Source organism: Gleimia sp. 6138-11-ORH1, from assembly GCF_024814355.1.
GTDB lineage: Bacteria > Actinomycetota > Actinomycetes > Actinomycetales > Actinomycetaceae > Gleimia.
On sequence record NZ_JANUXV010000003.1, the window covers coordinates 45,925 to 68,366 of the forward strand.

General features: G+C 49.8%; 21 protein-coding genes. 17 read left to right on the forward strand and 4 right to left on the reverse strand.

Features of this window, described 5'->3' with window-relative positions:
* Positions 1 to 134: 134 nt before the first annotated feature.
* The 10 genes from ndk to trmD all read left to right on the forward strand — a co-directional run bounded on the left by ndk (position 135) and on the right by trmD (position 11,479).
* Positions 135 to 584 (forward strand): nucleoside-diphosphate kinase, encoded by a 450-nt coding sequence (gene ndk / locus NXS08_RS05240; protein ID WP_259138120.1) that lies wholly within the window; start codon positions 135 to 137, stop codon positions 582 to 584.
* Positions 585 to 685: 101 nt separating this feature from the next.
* The gene (gene smc / locus NXS08_RS05245; RefSeq protein WP_259138124.1) at positions 686 to 4,210 is read left to right on the forward strand and encodes a chromosome segregation protein SMC; all 3,525 of its coding nucleotides are present in this window, start codon (positions 686 to 688) and stop codon (positions 4,208 to 4,210) included.
* 112 nt (positions 4,211 to 4,322) lie between these two features.
* Positions 4,323 to 4,622, forward strand: a complete 300-nt coding sequence (locus tag NXS08_RS05250) for a hypothetical protein (protein ID WP_259138126.1) — start codon at positions 4,323 to 4,325, stop codon at positions 4,620 to 4,622.
* 85 nt (positions 4,623 to 4,707) lie between these two features.
* A complete protein-coding gene (gene ftsY, locus NXS08_RS05255) occupies positions 4,708 to 5,919 on the forward strand; it encodes a signal recognition particle-docking protein FtsY (protein ID WP_259138128.1) in 1,212 nt (403 codons plus the stop codon).
* A 66-nt stretch (positions 5,920 to 5,985) separates the two neighbouring features.
* Entirely contained in the window at positions 5,986 to 7,551 is a 1,566-nt protein-coding gene (ffh, locus tag NXS08_RS05260; protein WP_259138130.1) for a signal recognition particle protein, read from the forward strand.
* Positions 7,551 to 8,726, forward strand: a complete 1,176-nt coding sequence (locus NXS08_RS05265) for an amidohydrolase family protein (RefSeq protein WP_259138132.1) — start codon at positions 7,551 to 7,553, stop codon at positions 8,724 to 8,726. The genes ffh and NXS08_RS05265 overlap by 1 nt, the downstream gene beginning before the upstream one ends.
* A gap of 203 nt (positions 8,727 to 8,929) precedes the next feature.
* Positions 8,930 to 9,397 (forward strand): 30S ribosomal protein S16, encoded by a 468-nt coding sequence (gene rpsP / locus NXS08_RS05270; RefSeq protein ID WP_259138311.1) that lies wholly within the window; start codon positions 8,930 to 8,932, stop codon positions 9,395 to 9,397.
* A gap of 2 nt (positions 9,398 to 9,399) precedes the next feature.
* Entirely contained in the window at positions 9,400 to 9,639 is a 240-nt protein-coding gene (locus NXS08_RS05275; protein WP_006546339.1) for an RNA-binding protein, read from the forward strand.
* A 140-nt stretch (positions 9,640 to 9,779) separates the two neighbouring features.
* The gene (rimM, locus tag NXS08_RS05280; protein WP_259138136.1) at positions 9,780 to 10,310 is read left to right on the forward strand and encodes a ribosome maturation factor RimM; all 531 of its coding nucleotides are present in this window, start codon (positions 9,780 to 9,782) and stop codon (positions 10,308 to 10,310) included.
* A gap of 8 nt (positions 10,311 to 10,318) precedes the next feature.
* Positions 10,319 to 11,479, forward strand: a complete 1,161-nt coding sequence (gene trmD, locus NXS08_RS05285; protein ID WP_259138139.1) for a tRNA (guanosine(37)-N1)-methyltransferase TrmD — start codon at positions 10,319 to 10,321, stop codon at positions 11,477 to 11,479.
* A 165-nt stretch (positions 11,480 to 11,644) separates the two neighbouring features.
* On the opposite strand, the gene NXS08_RS05290 is transcribed toward trmD, so the two are convergent.
* The 4 genes from NXS08_RS05290 to rplS all read right to left on the reverse strand — a co-directional run bounded on the left by NXS08_RS05290 (position 11,645) and on the right by rplS (position 14,038).
* Entirely contained in the window at positions 11,645 to 11,950 is a 306-nt protein-coding gene (locus tag NXS08_RS05290; RefSeq protein ID WP_259138142.1) for a DUF2469 domain-containing protein, read from the reverse strand.
* A gap of 30 nt (positions 11,951 to 11,980) precedes the next feature.
* Positions 11,981 to 12,655, reverse strand: a complete 675-nt coding sequence (locus NXS08_RS05295) for a ribonuclease HII (RefSeq protein ID WP_259138145.1) — start codon at positions 12,653 to 12,655, stop codon at positions 11,981 to 11,983.
* 1 nt (position 12,656) lies between these two features.
* Complete coding sequence (lepB, locus tag NXS08_RS05300) at positions 12,657 to 13,607, reverse strand: signal peptidase I (protein ID WP_259138148.1); 951 nt, start codon at positions 13,605 to 13,607, stop codon at positions 12,657 to 12,659.
* A gap of 83 nt (positions 13,608 to 13,690) precedes the next feature.
* Positions 13,691 to 14,038, reverse strand: coding sequence for a 50S ribosomal protein L19 (rplS, locus tag NXS08_RS05305; protein WP_259138150.1), 348 nt, complete (start codon positions 14,036 to 14,038; stop codon positions 13,691 to 13,693).
* A 395-nt stretch (positions 14,039 to 14,433) separates the two neighbouring features.
* Between rplS and NXS08_RS05310 the strand changes: the two genes are divergently transcribed.
* The 7 genes from NXS08_RS05310 (at position 14,434) to NXS08_RS05340 (ending at position 22,442) form a co-directional block, all read left to right on the forward strand.
* Positions 14,434 to 14,787 (forward strand): YraN family protein, encoded by a 354-nt coding sequence (locus tag NXS08_RS05310; protein WP_259138153.1) that lies wholly within the window; start codon positions 14,434 to 14,436, stop codon positions 14,785 to 14,787.
* A gap of 3 nt (positions 14,788 to 14,790) precedes the next feature.
* Complete coding sequence (locus tag NXS08_RS05315; RefSeq protein WP_259138155.1) at positions 14,791 to 16,338, forward strand: YifB family Mg chelatase-like AAA ATPase; 1,548 nt, start codon at positions 14,791 to 14,793, stop codon at positions 16,336 to 16,338.
* On the forward strand, positions 16,331 to 17,527 hold the full coding sequence (gene dprA / locus NXS08_RS05320; RefSeq protein ID WP_259138158.1) for a DNA-processing protein DprA: 1,197 nt from the start codon (positions 16,331 to 16,333) through the stop codon (positions 17,525 to 17,527). Before NXS08_RS05315 ends, dprA begins: the two co-directional genes overlap by 8 nt.
* Positions 17,528 to 17,715: 188 nt before the next feature.
* Positions 17,716 to 19,533 carry an ABC transporter ATP-binding protein/permease gene (locus NXS08_RS05325; RefSeq protein WP_259138160.1) on the forward strand — a complete coding sequence of 606 codons (1,818 nt, stop codon included), beginning with the start codon at positions 17,716 to 17,718 and terminating at the stop codon, positions 19,531 to 19,533.
* Positions 19,534 to 19,535: 2 nt separating this feature from the next.
* Positions 19,536 to 21,287: an amino acid ABC transporter ATP-binding/permease protein gene (locus NXS08_RS05330; RefSeq protein ID WP_259138163.1), complete on the forward strand. Its 1,752-nt coding sequence runs from the start codon at positions 19,536 to 19,538 to the stop codon at positions 21,285 to 21,287.
* Positions 21,288 to 21,346: 59 nt separating this feature from the next.
* The gene (locus tag NXS08_RS05335) at positions 21,347 to 21,919 is read left to right on the forward strand and encodes a flavin reductase family protein (protein WP_259138166.1); all 573 of its coding nucleotides are present in this window, start codon (positions 21,347 to 21,349) and stop codon (positions 21,917 to 21,919) included.
* A 46-nt stretch (positions 21,920 to 21,965) separates the two neighbouring features.
* Positions 21,966 to 22,442, forward strand: a complete 477-nt coding sequence (locus tag NXS08_RS05340; protein WP_259138169.1) for a peroxiredoxin — start codon at positions 21,966 to 21,968, stop codon at positions 22,440 to 22,442.

Consider the following 22,442-nt stretch of genomic DNA (forward strand, 5'->3'; position numbering starts at 1 on the left):
GGCTTAACTATATAAGGGCAAACTGCTACGGGAAAACCAGTTTGAAAAACTAAAAATTCGCAAGCTGGAAAGAAAATAAGCCGCCGCAGTAGCCGGTAAACTGAAAAAATAGACCAGTATCTAAAGGAGGAAACATGGGTCGCCCAATTTTTGACGAAGCTGTCGAAAGTACTCTGATTGTGATGAAGCCAGACGGCTACAGGCGTAACCTAACCGGCGAAGTAATCGCCCGAATCGAACGCAAAGGCTACCAGGTAACTGCCATTAAAATTATGGAAGCAGAAGAGGACCTGCTGCGTGCCCACTATCATGAACTGGTAGAACGCCCCTTCTTCCCCGAAATTCTCAGCTACATGACCAGTGGCCCAGTTGTTGCTATGGTAGTGCAGGGCGGGCAAGTAATCACCGGAATGCGAGCTATGCTGGGCGTAACCGACCCTACTTTAGCGGCACCGGGAACTATCCGCGGAGATTTTGGGCGCGAATGGGAACCGGGTGTAATCGAAAATATTGCCCACGGTTCAGATAGTCCAGAGAATGCTAAACGCGAAATCTCTCTGTGGTTCCCGGAACTTTTCGCGTAAAACCTCTCAGAAAGTCACCTGGTTACAAATAGCCAGGTGACTTTACTTTTTGCAGACAAAGTTACTTCAATCCCAGCGGGGACTGCGGTAAACTCGTGGTTATGTACCTGAAAACACTTACCGTCCGGGGGTTTAAGTCTTTTGCTTCGGCAACGACCCTGCACCTGGAACCGGGGATTACCTGCGTTGTAGGCCCAAATGGTTCCGGTAAGTCTAACGTGGTAGATGCCCTCACCTGGGTGATGGGAGAACAGGGTGCCAAAAATCTGCGAGGCGGGCAGATGGCTGACGTTATTTTCGCAGGTACTTCACAGCGGGCAGCTTTAGGCAGAGCCCAAGTTTCTTTAACGATCGATAACTCAGATGGGCTTTTACCGATTGAATATTCGGAAGTAACGATCAGCCGCACACTGTTTCGCGGGGGAGGTTCTGAATATTCGATAAATAACACTCCGTGTCGGCTACTGGATATTCAAGAACTACTTTCCGATACCGGCATGGGCCGGCAAATGCACGTGATTATTGGACAGGGGCAGCTTGACACAGTACTGGCTGCCGGTGCCGATGAACGTCGCGGTTTCATTGAAGAAGCTGCCGGAGTTTTAAAACACCGGCGCCGGAAAGAACGGGCACTAAAGAAACTCACTTCAATGGAATCTAACCTGGTGCGCGTAAAAGACTTAGTAGGTGAATTACAGCGGCAACTTCGCCCTTTAGCGCGGCAAGCAGAAGCAGCTCGCCGGGCAGAGGTAGTCCAAGCGGAGTTAAGAGATGCCGGTGCCCGTTTACTGGCAGACGATTTAGCCGCCCTGCAAACCAAATTAGTAGCTGCCCAGCAGGGAAAAATTGAGTTATTGGCACAAATCACCGAGTTTGAAAAGCTGGTGAAATGCACCCAAACTGACCTGGCACAGGCGGAAGAACAATCCTTACAAGCTACACCGCGAATCGGGCAGCTAACTGATTTATGGCGTGAACTGAATACGGTTTGTGCGAACTTAAATACGCTTTCCCAAGTGGCTTCTGAACGGCTGCGGGGAGCGCAACAGCAGCTGGCGGCCCCAAATGTGGATTTAACTCAGCTAGAACAGCGGGTGCAGCAGGCAAACCAAGAAGACGGAGAACTGCTCCAAGCCGTAGAAGCTGCGCAGCTTAAGTTGAAAGAGGCGATTACCTTTCGAGAATCATCTGAAGCGAAAGCGCGGGTGGCACAAGAGGCTTGGAAACAGGCTTTGGCAACTCAGGCTACGCAAAAAGAACGGATGGCTCGGCTCCACGGTGAAGTACGTTCAGCGCAGCAGCGGGTTGCGGCGCAACAGGCTGAGATTGAACGTTTAGAAGAATCGATTAAAGCAGCCCGCGAGCGGTTGGAGTTGGCGCGGCAACTGGTGGCGGAGCTTCCGCAACTTCCAGCGGAAGGTGAATCAGAAGTTGCTTTGGCGCATCAAACTGCGGGGGTGGCCAGAGATAGTGCGCGTGATTTGGTTGATAAACTGCTGCGGGCTGAGCGCGATGCCCGTTCAGAGCAGGCAACGTGGGTGGCGCGTCGAGACACGTTGGCGGGAGCGTTGGCACCTGAAGATGAAACGGCGCTGTTACTTTCTGAAGCGGATGTGTTAGGAACATTAGCGCAGTTTGTGAAAGTTCAGCCCGGATATGAAAATCAGGTGGCAGTAGCTTTAGCTGGGTTGGCTGACGCTGCGGTGACTGGTGAATGGCAGGTTGCGTTGCAACTGGTGCAACAGGGCGTTTCTAAAGGGGCAGGTAGTCAGCGCCTGGTAGTTTCTGATTTTTCAGTGGGTTCTGTTCGTAGCCAAGTGGATTTAGCAGCTAAGCAGATTCTTCCCGAGGGCGCTGTGTGGGCACTTTCAGTGGTTGAATGTACCCCAGGCGTCCAGACTTTAGTGGAGCATTTGTTAGCGGATTGTGTTTTAGTGGGGGAGTTAAGCGCGGCTGAAAACCTGCTTTCCCTACCGGGGGTGGGGAAAGTTATTACGGCTTCAGGGATTGAAGTTACTCCTTATAGTATTGCTACTGGCAGAGGTGCGACTGTTTCAGTTTTGCAACGCCAAGCTGATTTTGAATATGCGTCCACGCAAGCTACTTTAGCGGCCGGTGAAGTAGAAAAGATTGAAAACCAGCTGCAGCAGGCGCGGCGCGACTATGATCTTAAAGTTAGTGAAGCTAACCGACTTTTGAAAGAACTTAGGGAAACGGATGCGCAGCGCGCTAAGTTAGTGGAAGAGCGTGCTAAAGCCACTTCCCAGGAACGTGCGGTTGCGGGGGAACTTTCCCGTTTAGAAGCTATGCGGCTAAAACTTCAGTCTGGGTTAGAATCTGCCCAAGAAGCTGAGGTGGTAGCGCAAAGTCGTTTAGTGCAAGCTGAGCAAATACAGCAAGACACCGGGGAAGAACAAGTTGTGCTGGCTTTAGTTAAAGCTGAAGAAACTGAAGCTGCCGCGGTTAAAGCACGCTCTGGGGAAACTCAGTTGCGGTTAGAAATTCGCACTTTAGAAGAACAATCTAATCGCGCGAAAGATAGGGCGCGGAGTTTACGTGCCCAACTGGGTAAAGCCCGTGAAGAAGAACTACGTTATCAACGGCAAGAAGCTAAACGTAAACAGCGTTTGTTGGCTTTAACTGAAGTGCAGCAAAAAGTCCAAGCTCCGCTTCATTTAGCGCAGCAGGCCTTAGCGCAGGCAGTTTACGAATTGGAGCAAGCTCAGGCGCAGCGGAATGAAAATAGTGAGCATCTGGGGCAGCTGCGGAAAACCTTTGAAGCTCATCGGCAGTCAGTGGCGGAGCTAAAAGAAGTTCTTCACCGCGGAGAAATTAGTTTACAAGAGCTACAGTTGCGTTTTGATCATTTAGCAGCTGAAGGTAGGGAAGCGTTTGCTTTAGAAGCTGAAGAACTGCTAGCTCAGTTTGGGCCAGAACAACTGGTAGAAGCAGATGAACCCTACCCCTATGTGCGAGCTGAACAAGAAGCGCGTTTAGCAAAAGCACGTAAGGCTTTAGAGCGACTGGGGAAAGTTAATCCGCTGGCGTTAGAAGAATACGAGGCTTTACAAACTCGGCACACTTTTTTGCAAGAGCAGCTGCGAGATCTCCAGCAGTCTAAGGCTGACCTATTAGAAATCGTCGCAGAGGTTGATACCCGCGTGCAAGAGGTTTTTGCGCAGGCCTTTGCGGATGTGCAAAAGTCTTTCGCCCACGTGTTTGCCACCCTATTTCCCGGCGGCAAAGGGAAACTGACGCTCACCGATCCGGATGATTTATTAAATACCGGAGTTGAGATTGAAGCTCGCCCAGCGGGGAAGAAGATTACTCGGCTTTCACTATTATCAGGTGGAGAGCGTTCCTTAGCGGCCATTGCTTTGTTGGTAGCGATTTTTAAAGCACGTCCGTCCCCGTTTTATGTGATGGATGAGGTTGAAGCCGCGTTAGATGACGTGAACCTCTCTCGGCTTTTAGAGATTTTTAAAGAACTTCAGTTAGATTCGCAGCTGATTATTATTACTCACCAAAAGCGCACTATGCAGATTGCGGATGCGCTTTACGGGGTAACTATGCGCGATGGGGTAAGTCAGGTAGTTTCATCTCGACTAAATGAAGACCACGATTAAAAGCTCCTCTTCTGAGCTGACCTTTAGAGTTGAAGATAAGAGTTAGCTGGCATTTTCTGAAACTTGCGTTCAAATCAGCGTTTTTACGCAGCTAATTTGAGAAGATACAAGTGTGACTGGAATTCTTTTAGTTTTTCTATTTGTAATGGGAATTAGCCTATTGTTAGCAATAGGTGCGTTGCTGGTTATCCTCCTTTCGCGGCGGAGCCTACGTGATTGGCAGACACACTATACTGCTGAAAATCGCCAGTGGAAAGAAGAAGACGAAGCCGGAATAGTTTATGAGCCAGTCGCTCCCACACAAGGCGATTTCTATAAAGTCGTCGATGAAAACGCCACCTTGGGTTCGGGGTATCTAACAGCTGAAGAGTTAGCCGTGCCCGAAGACATGAAACCGCGCAACGGGCGTTAGATCAAGTTAGTTTAATCTAATAGTTTTATATCTGGCTGAGGGTACCAAAGCGCTAACTGTACCGCAGTTTAGTATGATTAAAACTATGACTACAAATTACGATTTCTTACTATCTACCCCAGCCATCATCGGCTACATTATTTTCGGCCTTTTGGTTATCGGGGGAATCTGGTTCACCGTTTCCACCCGCCGTAAAGAACTTCCTAAACCAACTGAAAAACCACGTTTAGAAAGCAAACCCTCCGCCGAGGAACCCCCGGCAGAACCAGAAACTTCCGGTGACGCCCTCGAACAAGAAATCACTGCAGAAAAACTTGCAGAAGTAATCGCAGAAGCTACCATCCCAGCTTTAGAACAGCCTGAAAGTGCAGCTGGGAGAATGGAACGGCTCCGCTCCCGCCTGGCCGGTTCCGGCTCTTTAGGGAAAATGCTACTGGGCCTCCTTTCCAAAGGTGACCTTTCTGAAAGCGACTGGGAAGAATTTGAAGACACCCTCCTCATGGCTGACCTGGGGTTAGAAGCCACCGAAGAAATCATGGCAAATCTGCGCGCCGCCGTGCAGGTAAAAAATACTACCGACCCGAAAGAAGCCAAAGAACTCCTCCGCGCAGAACTGCTGAAACTGGTAAACCCCGACTTAGATCGCAGTCTGAAACTGGAAGTCACCGAAACTACAGACGGCACTCGCCACCCAGCGGTAGTCTTAATGGTAGGTGTAAACGGCACCGGCAAAACCACCACCGTGGGTAAACTAGCCCGCCTACTGGTATCTGAAAATCGTAAAGTAGTCCTCGGCGCAGCCGACACTTTCCGCGCCGCCGCAGCCGAACAACTCACCACCTGGGGAGAAAGAGTAGGCGTAGAAACCGTACGTTCTGAAATAGAAGGAGCCGACCCAGCTTCAGTAGCTTTCGACGCAGTTAAACGCGGACAAGAAGTTACCGCCGACGTAGTCCTCGTAGACACCGCCGGACGACTCCAAAACAAATCCACCCTCATGGACGAACTGGGCAAAGTAAAACGCGTCATGGAAAAACGCGGCCCCGTCTCTGAAGTCCTCTTAGTCCTAGACGCCACCACCGGACAAAACGGAATGCGCCAAGCTGAAGTCTTTGCAGAAGTAGTAGACGTAACCGGGGTAGTCCTTACAAAACTAGACGGCTCAGCTAAAGGCGGGGTAGTGGTTTCCGTCCAACGCACCCTGGGAGTTCCCGTGAAATTAGTTGGCCTGGGAGAAGGCGCAGACGACCTGGCCCCCTTCAACCCAGAAGACTTCGTCGACGCAATCCTCAATTAACGCTAGAATCAAACGTAGAAAAGTAAGCACTCCACCGAGTGAAAGCAAACTAGCCAAGGGCTTCAAGTGTTCCAAAACCTATCAGATAAACTAAGTGACTCTTTCCGGAAACTACGCGGCAAAGGCGTAATCACCGAAGCAGACATTGACGCAACCGCAGCAGAAATCCGCCGCGCCCTGTTAGACGCAGACGTGGCACTGCCAGTTGTCCGCCAATTCGTAGCCAACGTTAAAGAAAAAGCCCTGGGGGCCACCGTCACCAAAGGACTTAAACCCGGACAGCAGGTAGTCCGCGTTGTACACGACGAACTGGTGGAAATCCTCGGCGGGGAAACCCGCGAACTACACTTCGCCCAACGCGGCCCCACCATCTTCATGCTGGCCGGTCTCCAAGGTGCGGGTAAAACCACCCTGGCGGGAAAACTTGCCAAATGGATGCGCGGAGAAAATAAACGCGTTCTGCTGGTAGCCTCAGACCTCCAACGCCCCAACGCCGTAAACCAGCTGCAGGTAGTTGGCGAACGCGCCGGAGTGGACGTCTGGGCCCCAGAACCAGGTAACGGCATTGGAGACCCCGTCCAAGTAGCCCGCACCGGCGTTAATCACGCGATTGAAAACGGCTACGACCTGGTAGTTGTCGATACCGCCGGACGCCTGGGCGTAGACGAAGAAATGATGCAGCAGGCCCGCAACATTCGTGACGCGGTAAACCCACACGAAATCATCTTCGTCCTGGACGCCATGGTCGGCCAGGACGCCGTACAAACTTCAGTAGCTTTCCGTGACGGAGTAGGCTTCACCGGCGTAGTCCTTTCTAAACTCGACGGTGACGCTCGCGGTGGTGCCGCCCTATCTGTCCGCGGTGTAACCGGACAACCTATTCTCTTTGCCTCCACCGGGGAAGGACTGGACGACTTTGAACGGTTCCACCCCGACCGGATGGCCAGCCGTATCCTCGACATGGGTGATATTCTCACCCTGATTGAGCAGGCAGAAAAGAAAATCGACCAAGAAAGCGCTCAAGAAGCAGCACTGAAAGCTCTTTCTGGAGAACTCACCTTAGAAGACTTCCTCAGCCAACTACAGCAAATCCGCAAACTTGGTTCGATGAAGAAAATCCTGGGAATGCTCCCCGGCATGGGACAAATGAAAGGACAGCTCGATAACTTCGACGAAAAAGAAGTTAATCGGATTGAAGCCATCGTCCGTTCCATGACCCCCGCTGAGCGGCGCGACGTGCGACTACTAAACGGTTCACGCCGAGCACGTATTGCAAAAGGTTCAGGAACTACCGTTACCGAAGTAAATTCTCTGTTAAAGCGTTTTGAAGCTGCGAAAGAAATGATGAAACGCATGGGGGGAATGGCCGGAGGAGGCGCAATGCCAGGCTTTGGCAATCTGCCAGCTTCCGGTAAACGCGCAAACGCTCGTAAACCAAAACAGGCGAAGAAAAAGTCAAAGAGTAAAGTTTCCGGCAACCCCGCGAAACGCCGCCGGCAAGAACTGGGAGAGATGATTCCGAAACAACATCGCGCTGGCGCTGCTTTTGGAGCTTCCGCTCCAGTTGATGCGCCTCGACCAACTTTAGATGAGCTTCCCGAAGACATCCGTCGTATGTTAGGTGGCCTGTAGTGCCTGCCCTGCGTTTACGTGGGAAAATTTTATGGCAATCCCCCGCTTCGGTGGGGGATTCCCCATACGTGGTGAAACCCTCGCCCTCGGGAAAAGATACTTTAGTACGGCCCTTAAAAAACCCAACTTGGGTGCAGGGCGACTTTCTGATTGAAAACGGCCGTATCTACCAAGTTCCTGCCACGGGAAGTGCCGACGTAGAGGGGTGGATTTTGCCGGGACTGGTAGATGTCCACTGCCATATCGGGATTAAAATGGGAGGCTTTGCCACGGGGGCAGAAATGCTGGAGCAAGCCCGCGAAAACCACCGCTCAGGAACTTTGCTGGTCAGAGACTGCGGTTCCCCTAACGATAACTCACACGTTGCCAACCACCCCGATACGCTCCGTTTAGTGCGTGCCGGGCGGCATCTGGCTAAGCCTAAACGCTACATTCAAGGCTCGGCTTTGGAACTGGCCACTGATGCTCAGCTGCCCGCAGCGATGGTGGCGCAAGCGCGCGCCGGTGACGGCTGGGTGAAGCTGGTGGGGGACTGGATTGACCGCAGTGACGGGACCAGTTCAGATCTAAAACCCCTGTGGGATCGGCAGGCTTTAGCAGATGGAGTTGCTGCGGTGCATGAGATAGGTGGGCGCGTTACCGTTCACACTTTCGCCCGCGCAACTATTGACAGTTTACTGGCAGCCCAAGTGGACTGTATTGAACATGGTACGGGGATGAGTGCGGAGCAAATTAACGAAGCTGCTCGCCTGGGAATCGCAATTACTCCCACTTTGCTGCAGGTTGGTTTATTTAATCAGTTCGCTGCGGCAGCGGGGAAGAAATATCCTGTTTATGCCGAGCATATGTTGGCTTTACAAGCGGGCCATAAGCGGGTACTGGAGAACTTTGTGGATAGTGGCGTGCGGCTTTTGCCGGGAACTGATGCGGGTGGTTTCCAGCCGCACGGGCAGCTGCCCGCAGAAATGCTGCGCTGGAAAGAGATGGGTTTTTCTAACCAGCAGATTATCGATATGACAACTTGGCAGGCACGTGACTATTTGGGATTTGCTTCTCTTTCCGAGGGCGCCGTGGCGGACCTGGTGGTTTATGAGCGTAATCCGGTGGAGGATCTTTCGATTTTAGCTACCCCGAAGTTTGTACATTTAGGGCAAGTTAGTGATGAATCAGCTTAGGGTGAGCAATCACACCTTTATTTTTCCCTTTGATTTTCTAAAACGCTTTGGGTTTTCGCGTTAAATCTGGCAAAATAAGTAGTTGTACTCGAAGTATGCAGACCCTCTCTCTGTAGGACTTCGCGTCCGGGATTCATATATGTATCCATGACCCCCGGATAAATAAATGAATCCAAAACTAATAATGAGGAGTGACCACTAAAGTGGCAGTTCGTATTCGACTAAAGCGCATGGGCAAAATCCATGCACCTTTCTACCGTGTTGTAGTTGTTGACCAGCGTAAGAAGCGTGACGGTCGCGTTATTGAAGAAATTGGTATTTACGATCCAACTCGTACCCCATCTGTCATCGAAATTAAGGGTGAACGGGCACAGTACTGGTTGGGTGTGGGCGCACAGCCATCCGATCAGGTTCTGAACCTACTGAAGCTGACCGGTGACTGGGCAGCACATAAGGGTGTTAAGAACCCTGTTTCTCGCGTTAAGTACGCTTCTGCTGACGCTGAAGCAGCTGCTAAGGCAATCAAGGCTGCAGAAGAAGAAGCTATTAAGCGTAAGGCTGACCTGGCTGAAGCAAAGGCTAAGGAAGAAGCAGAAAAGGCAGCTGCAGCTGCTGCTGAAGAAGCATCCGCTGAAGAAGTAGCTGAAGAAGCTGCAACTGAGGAAGCCTGAGCATGTTAGCTGACGCACTTGAGCATTTGGTAAGCGGGATTGTTGATAATCCTGAGGATGTTGAAGTTACCTCGCGTTCTATGCGCCGAGGCCAGCTTTTAGAAGTCCGCGTAAACCCAGATGACTTGGGACGTGTAATTGGCCGTAACGGTCGGACCGCACGTGCTTTGCGCTCAGTGATTTCTGCGCTTTCAACCAGAGGACCTGTTCGCGTAGACGTAATCGATACCGATCGGGACTAATCCTTTCTAGTTTAGGGCGGTGTGAACAAGCTTCACACCGCCCTAAACTATACTAGAAACTAAATATAGTACTCAGTTTCAGTAGGAAACTAACTACAGTATTTACCTGCATGGGTAAACCGGCCAGTAAAGGAATTAAATTGGATTTAACAGTAGCGGAAGTAGGCGCAGCCCATGCTCTCAAAGGTGAAGTACTTTTAAACCTACACACGGATATTCCTGAAGAACGGATTTATCCTACCGCCCAGTTCCGCACTATTCCCACTGCCGCCGGCCCTTTAACCGTAGAAACGGTGCGGGTTCACAAGGGGCGTTTAGCAGTCCGTTTTAGTGGACACTCAGACCGTAATGCGGCTGAAGCTTTACGTGGGGTGAAACTGGTAATTGACGCTGACGAAGTAGAGTTAGAAGAAGACGCTTGGTACGCTCACGAGCTGATTGGTTTTACAGCAAAACACGTAGACGGTACTAACTTAGGGGAAGTCACTGACCTGATTTTAGGGGACGCACAGGACCTGTTAGAAGTTAGTTATGCGGGTCGTAAAGTACTGGTCCCATTCGTTGAAGAACTGGTTCCAGAAATTGATGAAGAAGCCGAAGTGGTGCTACTTGATCCGCCGGGTGGATTATTTGATGAAAACTTTGATTCCTCCGCTGAAAATTCGCAGTAGGTTTACCAATGCGTTTTGATTTCATCTCAATTTTCCCCCAGTATTTCAACGCTTTAGACCTTTCTCTAATGGGAAAGGCAGTTCAAAAGGGGCAGATTTCCATTAAGGTCCATGACCTGCGAGATTGGACTGAAGATAAACACCGCACGGTAGATGACGCGCCTTATGGTGGCGGTGCTGGTATGGTTATGCGCGCCGATATTTGGGGCAGAGCTTTAGATCAGGTAGTTTCTGCTTTTGGTAGGCGCGTGCTGGCGGTCCCCACTCCCAGTGGGATTCCTTTAACTCAGGAAATCGCGCGGAGTCTTGTTAGCGCCGATCAGATTGTTTTTGCCTGTGGCCGCTATGAAGGAATCGACTATCGGGTGGTGGAACACTACCGGGAAGATACTGACGTAGAAGTTTTAGAATACTCTATCGGCGACTATGTGCTTAACGGCGGGGAAGTGGCTGCTTTGGTGCTAGTTGAAGCGGTAGCGCGCCTGCTAGATGGCTTTATGTCTAATCCCGAGTCCTTAGTTGAGGAATCATTTGAAAATAACCTGTTGGAATACCCCGCTTATACGCGCCCGCTTGCGTGGCAGGGGAGGGAAGTACCGCAGGTGTTGCGCGGTGGAAACCACGCAGAAATCGAGCAGTGGCGCCGGGAAATTTCTTTAATGCGTACCGCCACGCGCCGCCCTGATTTAGTACAGGCTTTAGACCCGGCCTCTTTAAGTGAACGCGACTTGGCAACTTTGGCTTTCTACGGTTGGATACATAACGCCGAGGGCGGCTGGCATAAAGTCAATTTCACGGTGACTGCGCAAAGCGTGTGGGCAGCTGACCACAGTGGTAAGTTTTTAGGATCTCTTTCTTGGGTGGAAGGGGAAAAAAGTCACTTACCACAGCGTTTGCGGACACAGAATCAAGTAGTGGTAAAAGACTGGGATGCGCCGGGAAATATGGCGTTAAAAGTTGCTTTATTGCGTCATTTTGTTACTGCCCACAGTGAACTTTCCGCACAGGGATTAGATGGTATCCCGAGGCAACTCGTAGCGTTGGTGGAGTCTGAAGCAAAACCCCTGATTAACGCAGCCCGAGCGTTAGGATTTGCGAAGCGAGGAAGGATCTCCTTGCAGAATGCGCAGGGGCGTCACTTTGTGCAAGTGTTAGTCTATGCAAAATAGTGGGGGCTACATAGCGTAGGATGCCACGGAAATACCTTTTTTGCAGTGTGGTGTTCTGTCAAAGGATAACGGTATTGAGCTTATTCAATGGGGATGCGTAGATTATCCTATGGTTGAAAGACAGGGGGACGAACGTGTGCCAGTTGTAGTGATGCTGGCATAATGTTACGCCCCGGGAATATCCAGGTCGGATTTAGCGATTTCTTCGATATTGACGTCTTTAAAAGATAGTACGTGAACGGTTTTAACGAAGCGGGCTGGACGGTAAATATCCCAGACCCAGGCGTCACTCATGCGCAGTTCAAAGAACACGTCATTTCCAACTGGCTTAACCTGCACATCAACTTGGTTACATAAGTAGAAGCGTCGTTCGGTTTCCACTACGTAGGTGAACAGATGCATTACGTCGCGGTATTCTTTGAAAAGGTCCAACTCTAGGTTGTTTTCGTAACCTTCAATATCCTGGCTCATCTGTGTCCTCTCAATCTAATCCTATTGCTATTAAACCAGTTTCCAACTGGTTCTGTGTAGTGAGCTGGGCCCAAGTGCGGCAATTGCTTTCTTATGCGCGGCCGAACCGTATCCTTTGTTGCGCGCCCACCCATAGCCGGGGTCAGTAACCGTTTCCATGTACTCATCGCGGGCAACTTTCGCTATCACTGAAGCGGCGGCGACTACCGTACACTGTGCGTCGGCTTTTACTTTCATAATTACTTGCGGAGCGCCTACTGCGTCGAAACGCGCCACCAGCGGGTCAGTTGCAAAACTGAGTAAGTCCTGTGGGGGAGTCAGCCAGTCGTGGGAGCCGTCTAAAAGCACCACGTTGGCAACGTATCCGGCAGCTTTTATTTTCTCGAGGGCGCTAATCCCCGCTATCCGCATGGCGGTAACTATTCCCTCTGAATCAACTACCGTATTGTCACTAAAACAAACTGCGGAGGCTAACGCCCAGTCCGCGGCAAGTTTCACATAGGTGTTTCTTTGTTTAACGTTTAATGCTTTAGAGTCAGTTAGGCCAGCTGGTGGTTCACTAAAGGAAGCTACGGCGGCACCTACTCCAACCGGGCCTGCTAAAGCACCTCTGCCGACTTCATCCATGCCGATGACAATACCGTATTTTGCAGAAAGTTCCCGCTCATAGCTGGGACTGGTTTGGAATTTTACGCTTCCAGTCATATCAGTTAGATTTCACCGGCTGGTTGGGAACTTCATTAAATGGTTCGTGGTTAGTGGGGTTTTTCCAGCTGGTGTGTGGCCAGATCACCACCACTACTTTGCCAACTACGTCTTCAATATTAACCATCCCGTTATTCACGTTTCGGTGTGCGCGTGAATCGGCGGAGTTATTGCGGTTATCTCCCATTACCCAGAGTTTTCCCTCTGGTATAGTCACTTCAAAAGGAATGAGGGAGTTGTCAGAACCACTTGCCAAATAGGGTTCGGTGATGGGTTTATCGTTGATGACTAGCTGGTCTAGGCTGTTGCAGCAGACCACTTTATCACCTGGCACTCCGATTACTCTTTTTACTAAAAACTGTTCAGAAGAGGCGGGGCGAAGTCCTAAAAATTCGAGTGGTTTAATAATCCAGTTTAGTTTACTGTCATTTTCTGCAGCGGGGGGAAGCCACTGTTGCGTATCGTTGAAAACGATTACGTCACCGCGTTTAATCTCAAAAAAACGTGGGGTGAGTCTAGAAACTGCAACTGAATCGCCCACTTCTAAAGTTGGGCTCATAGAACCGGAAGGGATCCAGAACGCTTGGAAAAGAAAAGCGCGGATTAAAGCAGAAATAGTTACCGCCAGTACAATCACAATCGTATATTCGCGAATGAATGAACCTACTTTACGGAGTTTGCTTTGCGGTTCAGCGGTAGTTTCGCTTTCTGTAGGGTCGGTCGTTTTACCCTGATTTTGTTGCGCTCGCAGTTCAACGCGACTGGGAAAAGGTCGGGTACTGGAACTGGTGGCAGTGCTTTCTACTTTTTCGAGTTTACTTCCAAAGCTGGATTCAGTTTTAGCTGATTCAGCGGGATGAGTATTGGGCATGGCATGCAGGGGACGGTGAGCTCTGCGCTGAGCGCGGGTACCTTCGTAAGGAAGATTTTTTTTCGATTGGGTTTCGCTCATAGTTTGTCCTTGGAAATGAAAAGTGGGGAAAGCACTACTATGATTTTAGCCCCGGTGAAACCACCGGGGCTAAAAACTTAGGCTTAGTTTTCGCGTAGCTCGCGAACCTTAGCTGCCTTACCGTGACGATCACGCAGGTAGTAAAGCTTCGCACGACGTACGCGACCGCGGGTTACAACCTCGATCTTCTCTACGGTTGGGGTGTGTACTGGGAAAGTACGTTCTACGCCCACACCGAAAGATACTTTACGAACTGTGTAAGTTTCACGAACACCTTCGCCGTGACGGCGAATAACGATGCCCTGGAACACCTGGATACGAGAACGGTTACCTTCGGTAACACGTACGTGTACCTTTACGGTGTCGCCAGCACGGAACAATGGAATATCATCGCGCAATGAAGGTGCGTCAACAATATCTAATTTCTGCATGTTATCTCCTCAACAGCCATGCCGCAGGTCACCACTGTTGGATTGGGTGAACTAAGTTCACCGACATTCTGAGTTGAAAAGCAGTTCTTGCGGCCCCCCGCGGCAGGTAACGCAACTGTTCTCAACTGCTTTAGTTTGCCATATTTGACCAGATTTTTCGAGTGTTTTATCTCAATGTGGGTAAGCACACGCAGTGATTCTAAAGGCTTACTCCAGAAGTAGCGGATCTGCTGCAGGTAGCAGATTAAGAATGTCCCCAAGAACGCGCGACAAAAGGTTTTCCACAGTGTTTTAGGCAGGTGGAGGTAAGGGGAAAAGAGTTTAGGCAAAGTAAAAATCAAGAACTCAGTTAATAACTGACAGAAAGTGCCGGGCACACTACAGGAGCAAAGAAAATGACCCACCACAAACAGTTAATTGGCAAAACTGGAGAAAGATTAGCCGCCCAATACCTGGAAACATTGGGTTGGAAAATACTAGCGCAAAATGTAACTTACCGCGGAGCAGAACTGGACATAATCGCCTTAGAAGATGACGTAGTCGTATTCGTAGAAGTCAGAACTCGCACCACAGACACTAAAGGCAGTGCCCTTGAGAGTATTACACCTGCAAAACTAGCTTCACTTCGTAAAGGAATAGTGCAGTGGCTAATAGGGCAGGAAACCTATCATAAAGCCAGGTTAGATGCGGTAACTGTTAAGCTCTGCAACGGGCAGGCAGAACTGACCCTACATCGAAATATCGGGTGAAAAATGCGCACTAAAATAGTTCGCACCTACGCGATAGCCATTGTTGGTCTAACTGGGAATCTAATAGATGTAGAAACCCACATTGCCCCCGGGCTAGTGGCTTTTAATCTGGTTGGACTGCCCGATACCGGAGTAAAAGAAAGTAAAGACAGGGTGCGAGCTGCCTTACAAACCTGCGGCTTTAAATGGATAGAACACCGCGTCACCGTGAACCTATCTCCGGCAAACGTTCCCAAGATGGGATCAGGATTCGACTTAGCAATTGCAATCGGACTTTTAGGTGCTCAAGGCTACCTAAAAGAAACCAAACTAAGAGAGACAATATTCTTAGCAGAACTAGGCTTAGACGGCACTCTCCAACCCATCCGTGGGATTCTTCCCGCTGTCCTGACCGCCCGTCAATACGGATTTAGAACCGTGGTAGTGCCTTGCGCTCAAGCAAAGGAAGCCAGCTTGGTCCCCGGCATTGAAATCATAGGGTTAGCAAACTTAGCTGAGGTGATAACCCAGTTTGGGGGGAAAGTAGAAGCAAATACCGGTAATTTTCGCCCTCGGGAAAAACTGGTGGAAAACTATTGTGAAACAACTCAGCCGGACCTGGCAGAAGTAAAGGGACAGAACTTTGCAGTACAAGCCCTGGTCACCGCAGCTGCCGGCGGACACCACCTACTTTTAGTAGGAGAGCCAGGGGCAGGCAAAACTATGTTGGCGCAACGCCTGCCCGGGATTCTTCCTAAACTAACCGGCGAAGCTGCTTTAGAAGTAACCGCCATTCAATCAGTAGCTGGTAGAAAACAGGTAGCCAATGGACTAATTGAAATTCCCCCGATTGAGGCTCCACACCACAGCGCTTCGATGGTAGCGATGGTAGGGGGAGGCACCGGACTTCCCAGCCCCGGCGCTATTTCACTAGCCCATCAAGGAGTCCTTTTCTTAGATGAAGCCACCGAGTTCACCCCCAAAGTATTAGATGCGCTTAGGCAACCTTTAGAGACGGGAAATATCACCATCTCCCGAGCGAAAGCGCAAGTGACTTTTCCCGCGCGTTTTCAACTAATCTTGGCAACTAATCCCTGCCCTTGCGGATATGCAATCTCACGAACAAAAACCTGTAGTTGTACCCCCACGCAGAAACGAAAATACTTGGGTAGACTATCGGGGCCACTTTTAGACCGGATAGATATGCAGATCCCCCTGATAACCCCCACCGTAACAGCTTTAGAAATACCCCCGCTGTTCACTACCGAAACCGCGTTAGAAGCAGTTGAAATGGCCAGAGAAAAAGCCCGGCAACGCTGGTATCGAAACTATGGGATAAAAACGAACTCGCAAATTACCACTCAGCTTATTCGCAGTGAAGCTATGGGGATAAGTGAGCTGGTCAACCAGCAGATCCAAAAAGCCCTTAGCCGAGCCACCTTGAGCTTAAGGGGAATAGACAGAGTTCTTAAAGTAGCCCGCACTATAGCCGATTTAAGAGATAGTGAAACGATTGAAATAAATGATTTTGGGCAGGCCATGCAATATCGAAATGGGTTAAAAAATGTATAAACCAAACTTGAACTCACCCCTTGAAGTAGCCTGTATGTGGTCTAACCTACTGGAACCAGGTGATACCGCCGGGGGAGTTCTCATCAGCGAAATGGGAGCTACTGCCGCCTTAGCCTGGTTACTTTCCGGGGCAAACCCAACCGACTTACCAAAACAGATCCGCAGGTTAGAAAATGGGAAAGTAATTCCCTGGGCAAAAGTTGTTGCCCGTTGGCTACCGCGAGTGCCACAAGCAAACGTTAGGCAGCAGCTTGACCTATTAGAACGCCAAGGAGGGGAACTTTGGTATCCGGAACATCCACGCTGGCCTAAACAATTAGCTGATTTAGGAATTGGCGCGCCGGTAGCTCTTTGGGTAAAAGGTAATCTCCAGGCTACACCCCCTAAAGCACATATCGCCTTAGTGGGGGCGCGCGCAGCCAGTGGGGAAGGGGAGCAAATCTCCCAAGAATTTGCCTATGAGCTGGTCCAAGCCGGTTATAGTGTGATCTCTGGAGGAGCATTTGGTATAGATGCTGCCGCTCACCGCGGGGCAATCCAAGCTACCAAACAACCGCGGGTAAATAATGAATCCCAAGCCACCATTGCCTTTATGGCTGGGGGAATTAATCAACTTTATCCAGTGTCGCAGTTGGATTTATTTGACGCGATTACAGAATGTGGGTTGATAATTTCCGAAGTACCTCCCACCTGGCGTCCCGCAAAATGGCGTTTTTTAGCACGCAATCGACTAATTGCTGCCTTTTCTCAAGCAACTGTGGTGATAGAAGCCGGCTGGCGTTCAGGAGCTTTAGCAACTGCGCATCGAGGATTAGAGTTGGGGCGCCCCGTGGCAGCGGTGCCCGGCTCGATCTATTCGCAAATGTCAAAAGGATGTCATCGGCTGATTAGAGAAGCAGGTGCCAGTTTAGTAACTAGCGTTCCAGATATAAGAGAGCTAGTTGATCCCCTCAGTGAATCTTTCCGGCGGGAAGTTGCAACAGAGCCAAATTTGGCTGATGAAACAGAGTTTCCTTCGATTTTGGCGCAAAGAGTTTGGCAGGCACTTCCAAAATATGGGCGGGCGCAGGTTAGCTCGGTGGCTGTTTCAGCAGGTTTAAGTGTCAGTGAAGTAAATGGGGCATTAGCGGAATTATTGGTTGTTGGAAAGGCGCAGGTTTTTGCCGATGAATGTTGGCGGGTGAACTGAAAATAGGGGTAAAAAGTTAGGGAGATGAACTTGAAAACAATCCATATGTGATTTAGAAAATAGATTATAGAGACACGGTGTCAGAATGGTATGCTAGTGGGTGAATAAGGTAAGCCTAAGCTTTCCTAAATACGTTTCGTTTAACGCCCTCGGAAAATCCGAAGAAAAGCGAAAATAGGACCCAAAGAATGAAAAGAAGAAAAAAGACAGCGGTAATCTCAGCTGCCGGAAAACGCGACACACGCCTGGTCATGCTTGGGCGCATCGGATATGCTAGCGCAGTAGCACTCACCCTGCTCACCTTAGCGCAAATCATCGGCAACTACCCACAAAACAGTGCAGAAATCCCCACAAATTGGCAAATAATCGCACTTAGCTGCGGAATAATCCTGGCTTTCGCCGCCTCATTCTTTGAACTTTGGTACGGTGGCAGAGCCGCCCGCCAAGAAGAAAAACGCATCCGCCACAACCTGCTCAACCGACTGTTTGCCCAACAGAGGTCCTTACACATAAAAGCTGAAGATAGTAACGACTCTGCAAACGACGGACAGCTTATCGCAATGCTCACGGATAATACCGAACGAGTCGTAGAATTTCGACAGGTATACTTTGGGCCAACCCTGGCTGCGATCCTAATCCCCTTCCTCACCCTTCTCTACGTGGCCGGAGCCATAGACTGGGTAACTGGAGTGATCCTCCTACTAATGATTCCAGTAATTCCTTTGGGCGTGGGCGGATTTATGAAAGTATTCGCAAAAACCTCAGCCAACTCCCGCAAACAACGCGGCAAATTAGCTGCCCGCTACCTGGACGCTATCCGTAACCTGGTGCTGATTCGCCTCCACCTGGCCGCCCCGCGGATCGAAGCAGAACTCAAAGCTCAGGGAGAGAAAAACCGCAAAGCAATCATGCGTCTACTGGCCGGAAACCAGATAGTCATCATCATCCTAGATGGACTTTTTAGCCTCTGCCTAATCGTGGTAGCTTCCCTAATGAGCTACCTGCGTTTCCAAGCTGGCGCAATCGACTTAGCCGGTGCAATCTCCATCATCTTCCTCTCCTTCTTACTATTAGAACCGCTCAATCAGATTGCCGGCTTCTTCTACATCGGAATGGGTGGAATGGCCAGCGAAAAACAGATTCGCAAATTCCTTGAAACAGACGAAGCAAACAAAGCAAAGCAAGCAGACACTTCCGCAGTCCCAGGTACTTCCACAATCCCAGGCACTTCCGCAATCGCGGGTATTCCCGCAATCTCAGACTCCCAAGCAGATTCCGAGGACGACACCTTTGACCTGGCAATTAAAGTGCGAAACCTACACTTCGACTACGGGCGCGGACCAGTCTTAAAGGGAATTAACCTAGACGTGCCCCAAGGACGCAAAATAGCTATCGTGGGCCGCTCCGGCGGGGGAAAAACAACACTTTTGAAACTAATCAAAGGCTCCCTGCCACTACAAACCGGAAGCCTCACAGTTGCCGGTGAAGACGTGCGCACCTCAGAAACCTTCATGCAACAAATCGCTTTCGTCGCACAAAAAACCTGGCTATTTACCGGGAATATTCGCGACAACCTCCGCCTAGCCAAACCGGACGCAACCGATACGGAAATCTGGGAATCCTTAGAAAAAGCAAACCTAGCTGCCGAAGTGCGTTCCATGGGACAACAGTTAGACAGCAGTGTAGGCGAACAAGGAGCACTCATCTCAGGTGGACAAGCACAGCGGCTTTCCCTGGCCCGAGCTTTCCTCTCAGGAAGAAAAATCCTGATTCTAGATGAACCCACCGCGCAAGTAGACATTGATTCTGAAGCGAAACTAATCGCTGCGATTGGGAAAATCTCCGACGAATACACCGTGGTATTAGTAACCCACCGTTTAGCCTTACTAAAACTAGCCGACGCAACTTTCACCTTAGAAAATGGTGTTTTGGATAGTTTCGAGATGCCACTTAATCACTTAAAAGACCTGGAAGCAACTGAGAATACCGAAAAGGTAGGGAAGTGACGATGAAAACCAATCTAACCCAGCCTTCCTTAAAAGAAATCGTCAAATGGCTCACCAGCATTACCAAACCAGTCCATAAGCCACTTTTGATTTCCTCAGTATTTAGAATCATTAACCTGGTAACGGACTTCCTTCTCTTCGCAGTTGCTGGCGGCGGAGTAGTTGCTCTGATTCTCAACCAAGCAAACGCAACTACAGTTTTCACCGCGCTTATCGTAGCCTCATTAACTAAAGCAATCGCCTTTTACTTTGAGCAATTTTCTGGGCACTTCGTAGCATTCAAAGCTCTGGAACTACTACGTACCTATGCGTTTGCAAAACTATGGCCCAAAGCTCCCGCGATTGTATCCCACTCTCATTCTGGGGACGTATTAGCTTCCTTAACTCGCGACGTGGATCGGATTGAAGTTTTCTACGCCCATACCTTCGCCCCCCTGGTAGCAGCCCTAATTGCCCCGCTCACCATTCTTAGTGGTGTAGGGATTCTCTACGGTTGGGAATTAGCCCTGATTCCTCTAATCTGCGTACTAATTTCCCTCCTGATTCTGCCCCTAATCGGCACGAAAAAAGCTTTTGCAGCCACCCAAGAAACCCTGCTACTGCGTCGCAAACTAGCTCACCACGTAACTGACTCAGTTTCAGGAATTAGTGAAGTAGTTGGCTACAACCAGGAAACCAACCGGTTAGAAGCCATGACCAACTATGAAAATAGCGTCACTCAAAGAGCCAACTATCCACGGACAATCGTTGCCCTACGCCGCGCAGTAAATGCGGCCCTCATGCTGATTAGCGTTACGGGGATTGTCTTAATCGGTCTTAAAACCGGATTCGATCCAATCATCGTCGCCGCAGTAGCAACCGGTAGCCTACGCCTCTTTGAAGGACCACGCGGGGTAGAAGACGCCCTCGGATACTTAGACCACTCCATTGCGGCAGCGCGTCGCCTCTGGACAATCTCAAACGCGCCACAACAGGTAACGGACGGTGAAAACACCTACACTCCCACCCAAGCACCCACAGTAACTTGGGAAAACGTCACCTACCAGTACCGCGACGAAAACGGAGAAGTTGTAAAAACCGCCCTCGAGAATATCAACCTCACCGCACCAGCTGGAAAACGCACCGTAATCCTGGGAGTTTCCGGATCCGGCAAATCCACTGCAGCACAACTGCTACTTCGCTTCGACGACCCAACCCAAGGCACTATCAAACTCGATGCCGTGCCAGTGACAGACTACACGCTGGATTCACTCAGACAAAATGTTGTGCTAGTAACCCAAAAAAACCAGCACCTCAACGCTGACATTGCCACCAACCTACGCTTAGGAGCCCCTGAAGCAACCGACGCGCAGCTTTGGGAAGTTCTTGAAACCGTGGGGTTAAAAGCTGAAATTGAAGCAATGCCAGCCGGACTAAAAACCGAAGTAGGTCAAGGAGGCACCAAACTATCAGGCGGACAATCTCAACGTCTAGCTTTAGGGCGCTCACTTTTGATGCAACCAAAAGTACTGGTGTTAGACGAATTCTCTGCCAACTTGAACACGCAGTTAGAAAAAGAAATCCGCGAAAATCTGGCAAGAAACTACCCTGGAACCACCGTAATCGAAATTACCCACCGCTTGGAATCAGTTAAACACGCAGACCAAGTTGCCCTAATCGACGACGGAAAACTGGTGGAAAAAGGCAGTGTAGCGCAGCTACTGGCCGCCAACGGTGAAGTTTATCGACTCTTAAACCGGGACGTAAACGAATAAAGCCAACGAAAAAAGAGTATGCTAATACTCCGAAGCAGAAATCAAGTAAGAAGAAAATAATGGAAAAACAGTTACATAACATCAAAGACTTAGACGGCGCCCAAGTTTACAAACTGGCAATGAGCATCGGAGCACCCCGGCTAATCGCCTGGATTTCCACCTACAATCAAGACGGCACCGTAAATGTAGCACCTTATGCTATGTCCGGAGTTGTCTCCGTAGACCCGCTTATCGTGCAATTTTGCTCCATCGGTAAAAAACTCACCTACCAGAACGTAACTGAACGTAAGGCTTTTGTCTTTAACATTCCTTCAGTTTCTCACCGCGACTTAGTAGCACAAACAGGTAAACCAGTACCCGCTGACGAAACAAAGGTGATCCCCGCTGAAATAACCACCACTGAGGGCCTGCACGTAGATGCACCGATTATTGACCTAGCCCAAGCTAGTTTTGAATGTGAATTAATCGAAACTAAAGAAATGGGCAGCTCAACCATCATCTACGGTAAGGTAAAAGCCATTCACACCGCTGAAGGATTGGTAGGAGAATCAGGAGCAGCTGATTTCGCTCAGCTTAACCCACTCACCAGACTGGGAACGATTGAATGGGGAGAAACAAAGGCTTTTATCTAAAAGACCTGTAGTTAATCACCTTAAGACAGAAAACAGGAAGAAAACTATGCCCCGCTTTAACCCAGGAGACCTGATTCCAAACTTTCAGGTAGACAGCACCAAAGGAAAAGTAGACCTTTACCAGCTAATCGAAAACTGTGAAAAAGGGGTAATCGTTTACTTTTACCCCAAAGCATCAACCCCGGGTTGCACTAAAGAAGCCTGCGATTTTAGAGACTCATTACAGAGTTTACAAGGCGCCGGATACACTGTTGTGGGCGTAAGTCCAGACAAACTTTCTGCCTTAGAAAAATTCGCTAACGAACAAGGGCTAAACTTTGCGCTTGCTACCGATCCAGATAAAACTCTGATGGAAGCTTGGGGAGCCTACGGGGAGAAACAAAACTACGGAAAAACGGTGGTGGGTGTAATCCGCTCCACCATAGTAATCCACAAGGATAAAACGGTAGCTCACGCCCTATATAACGTGAAAGCCACCGGGCACGTAGCCAGAATCCGAAAACTCTTGGGAATCGATAGCTGA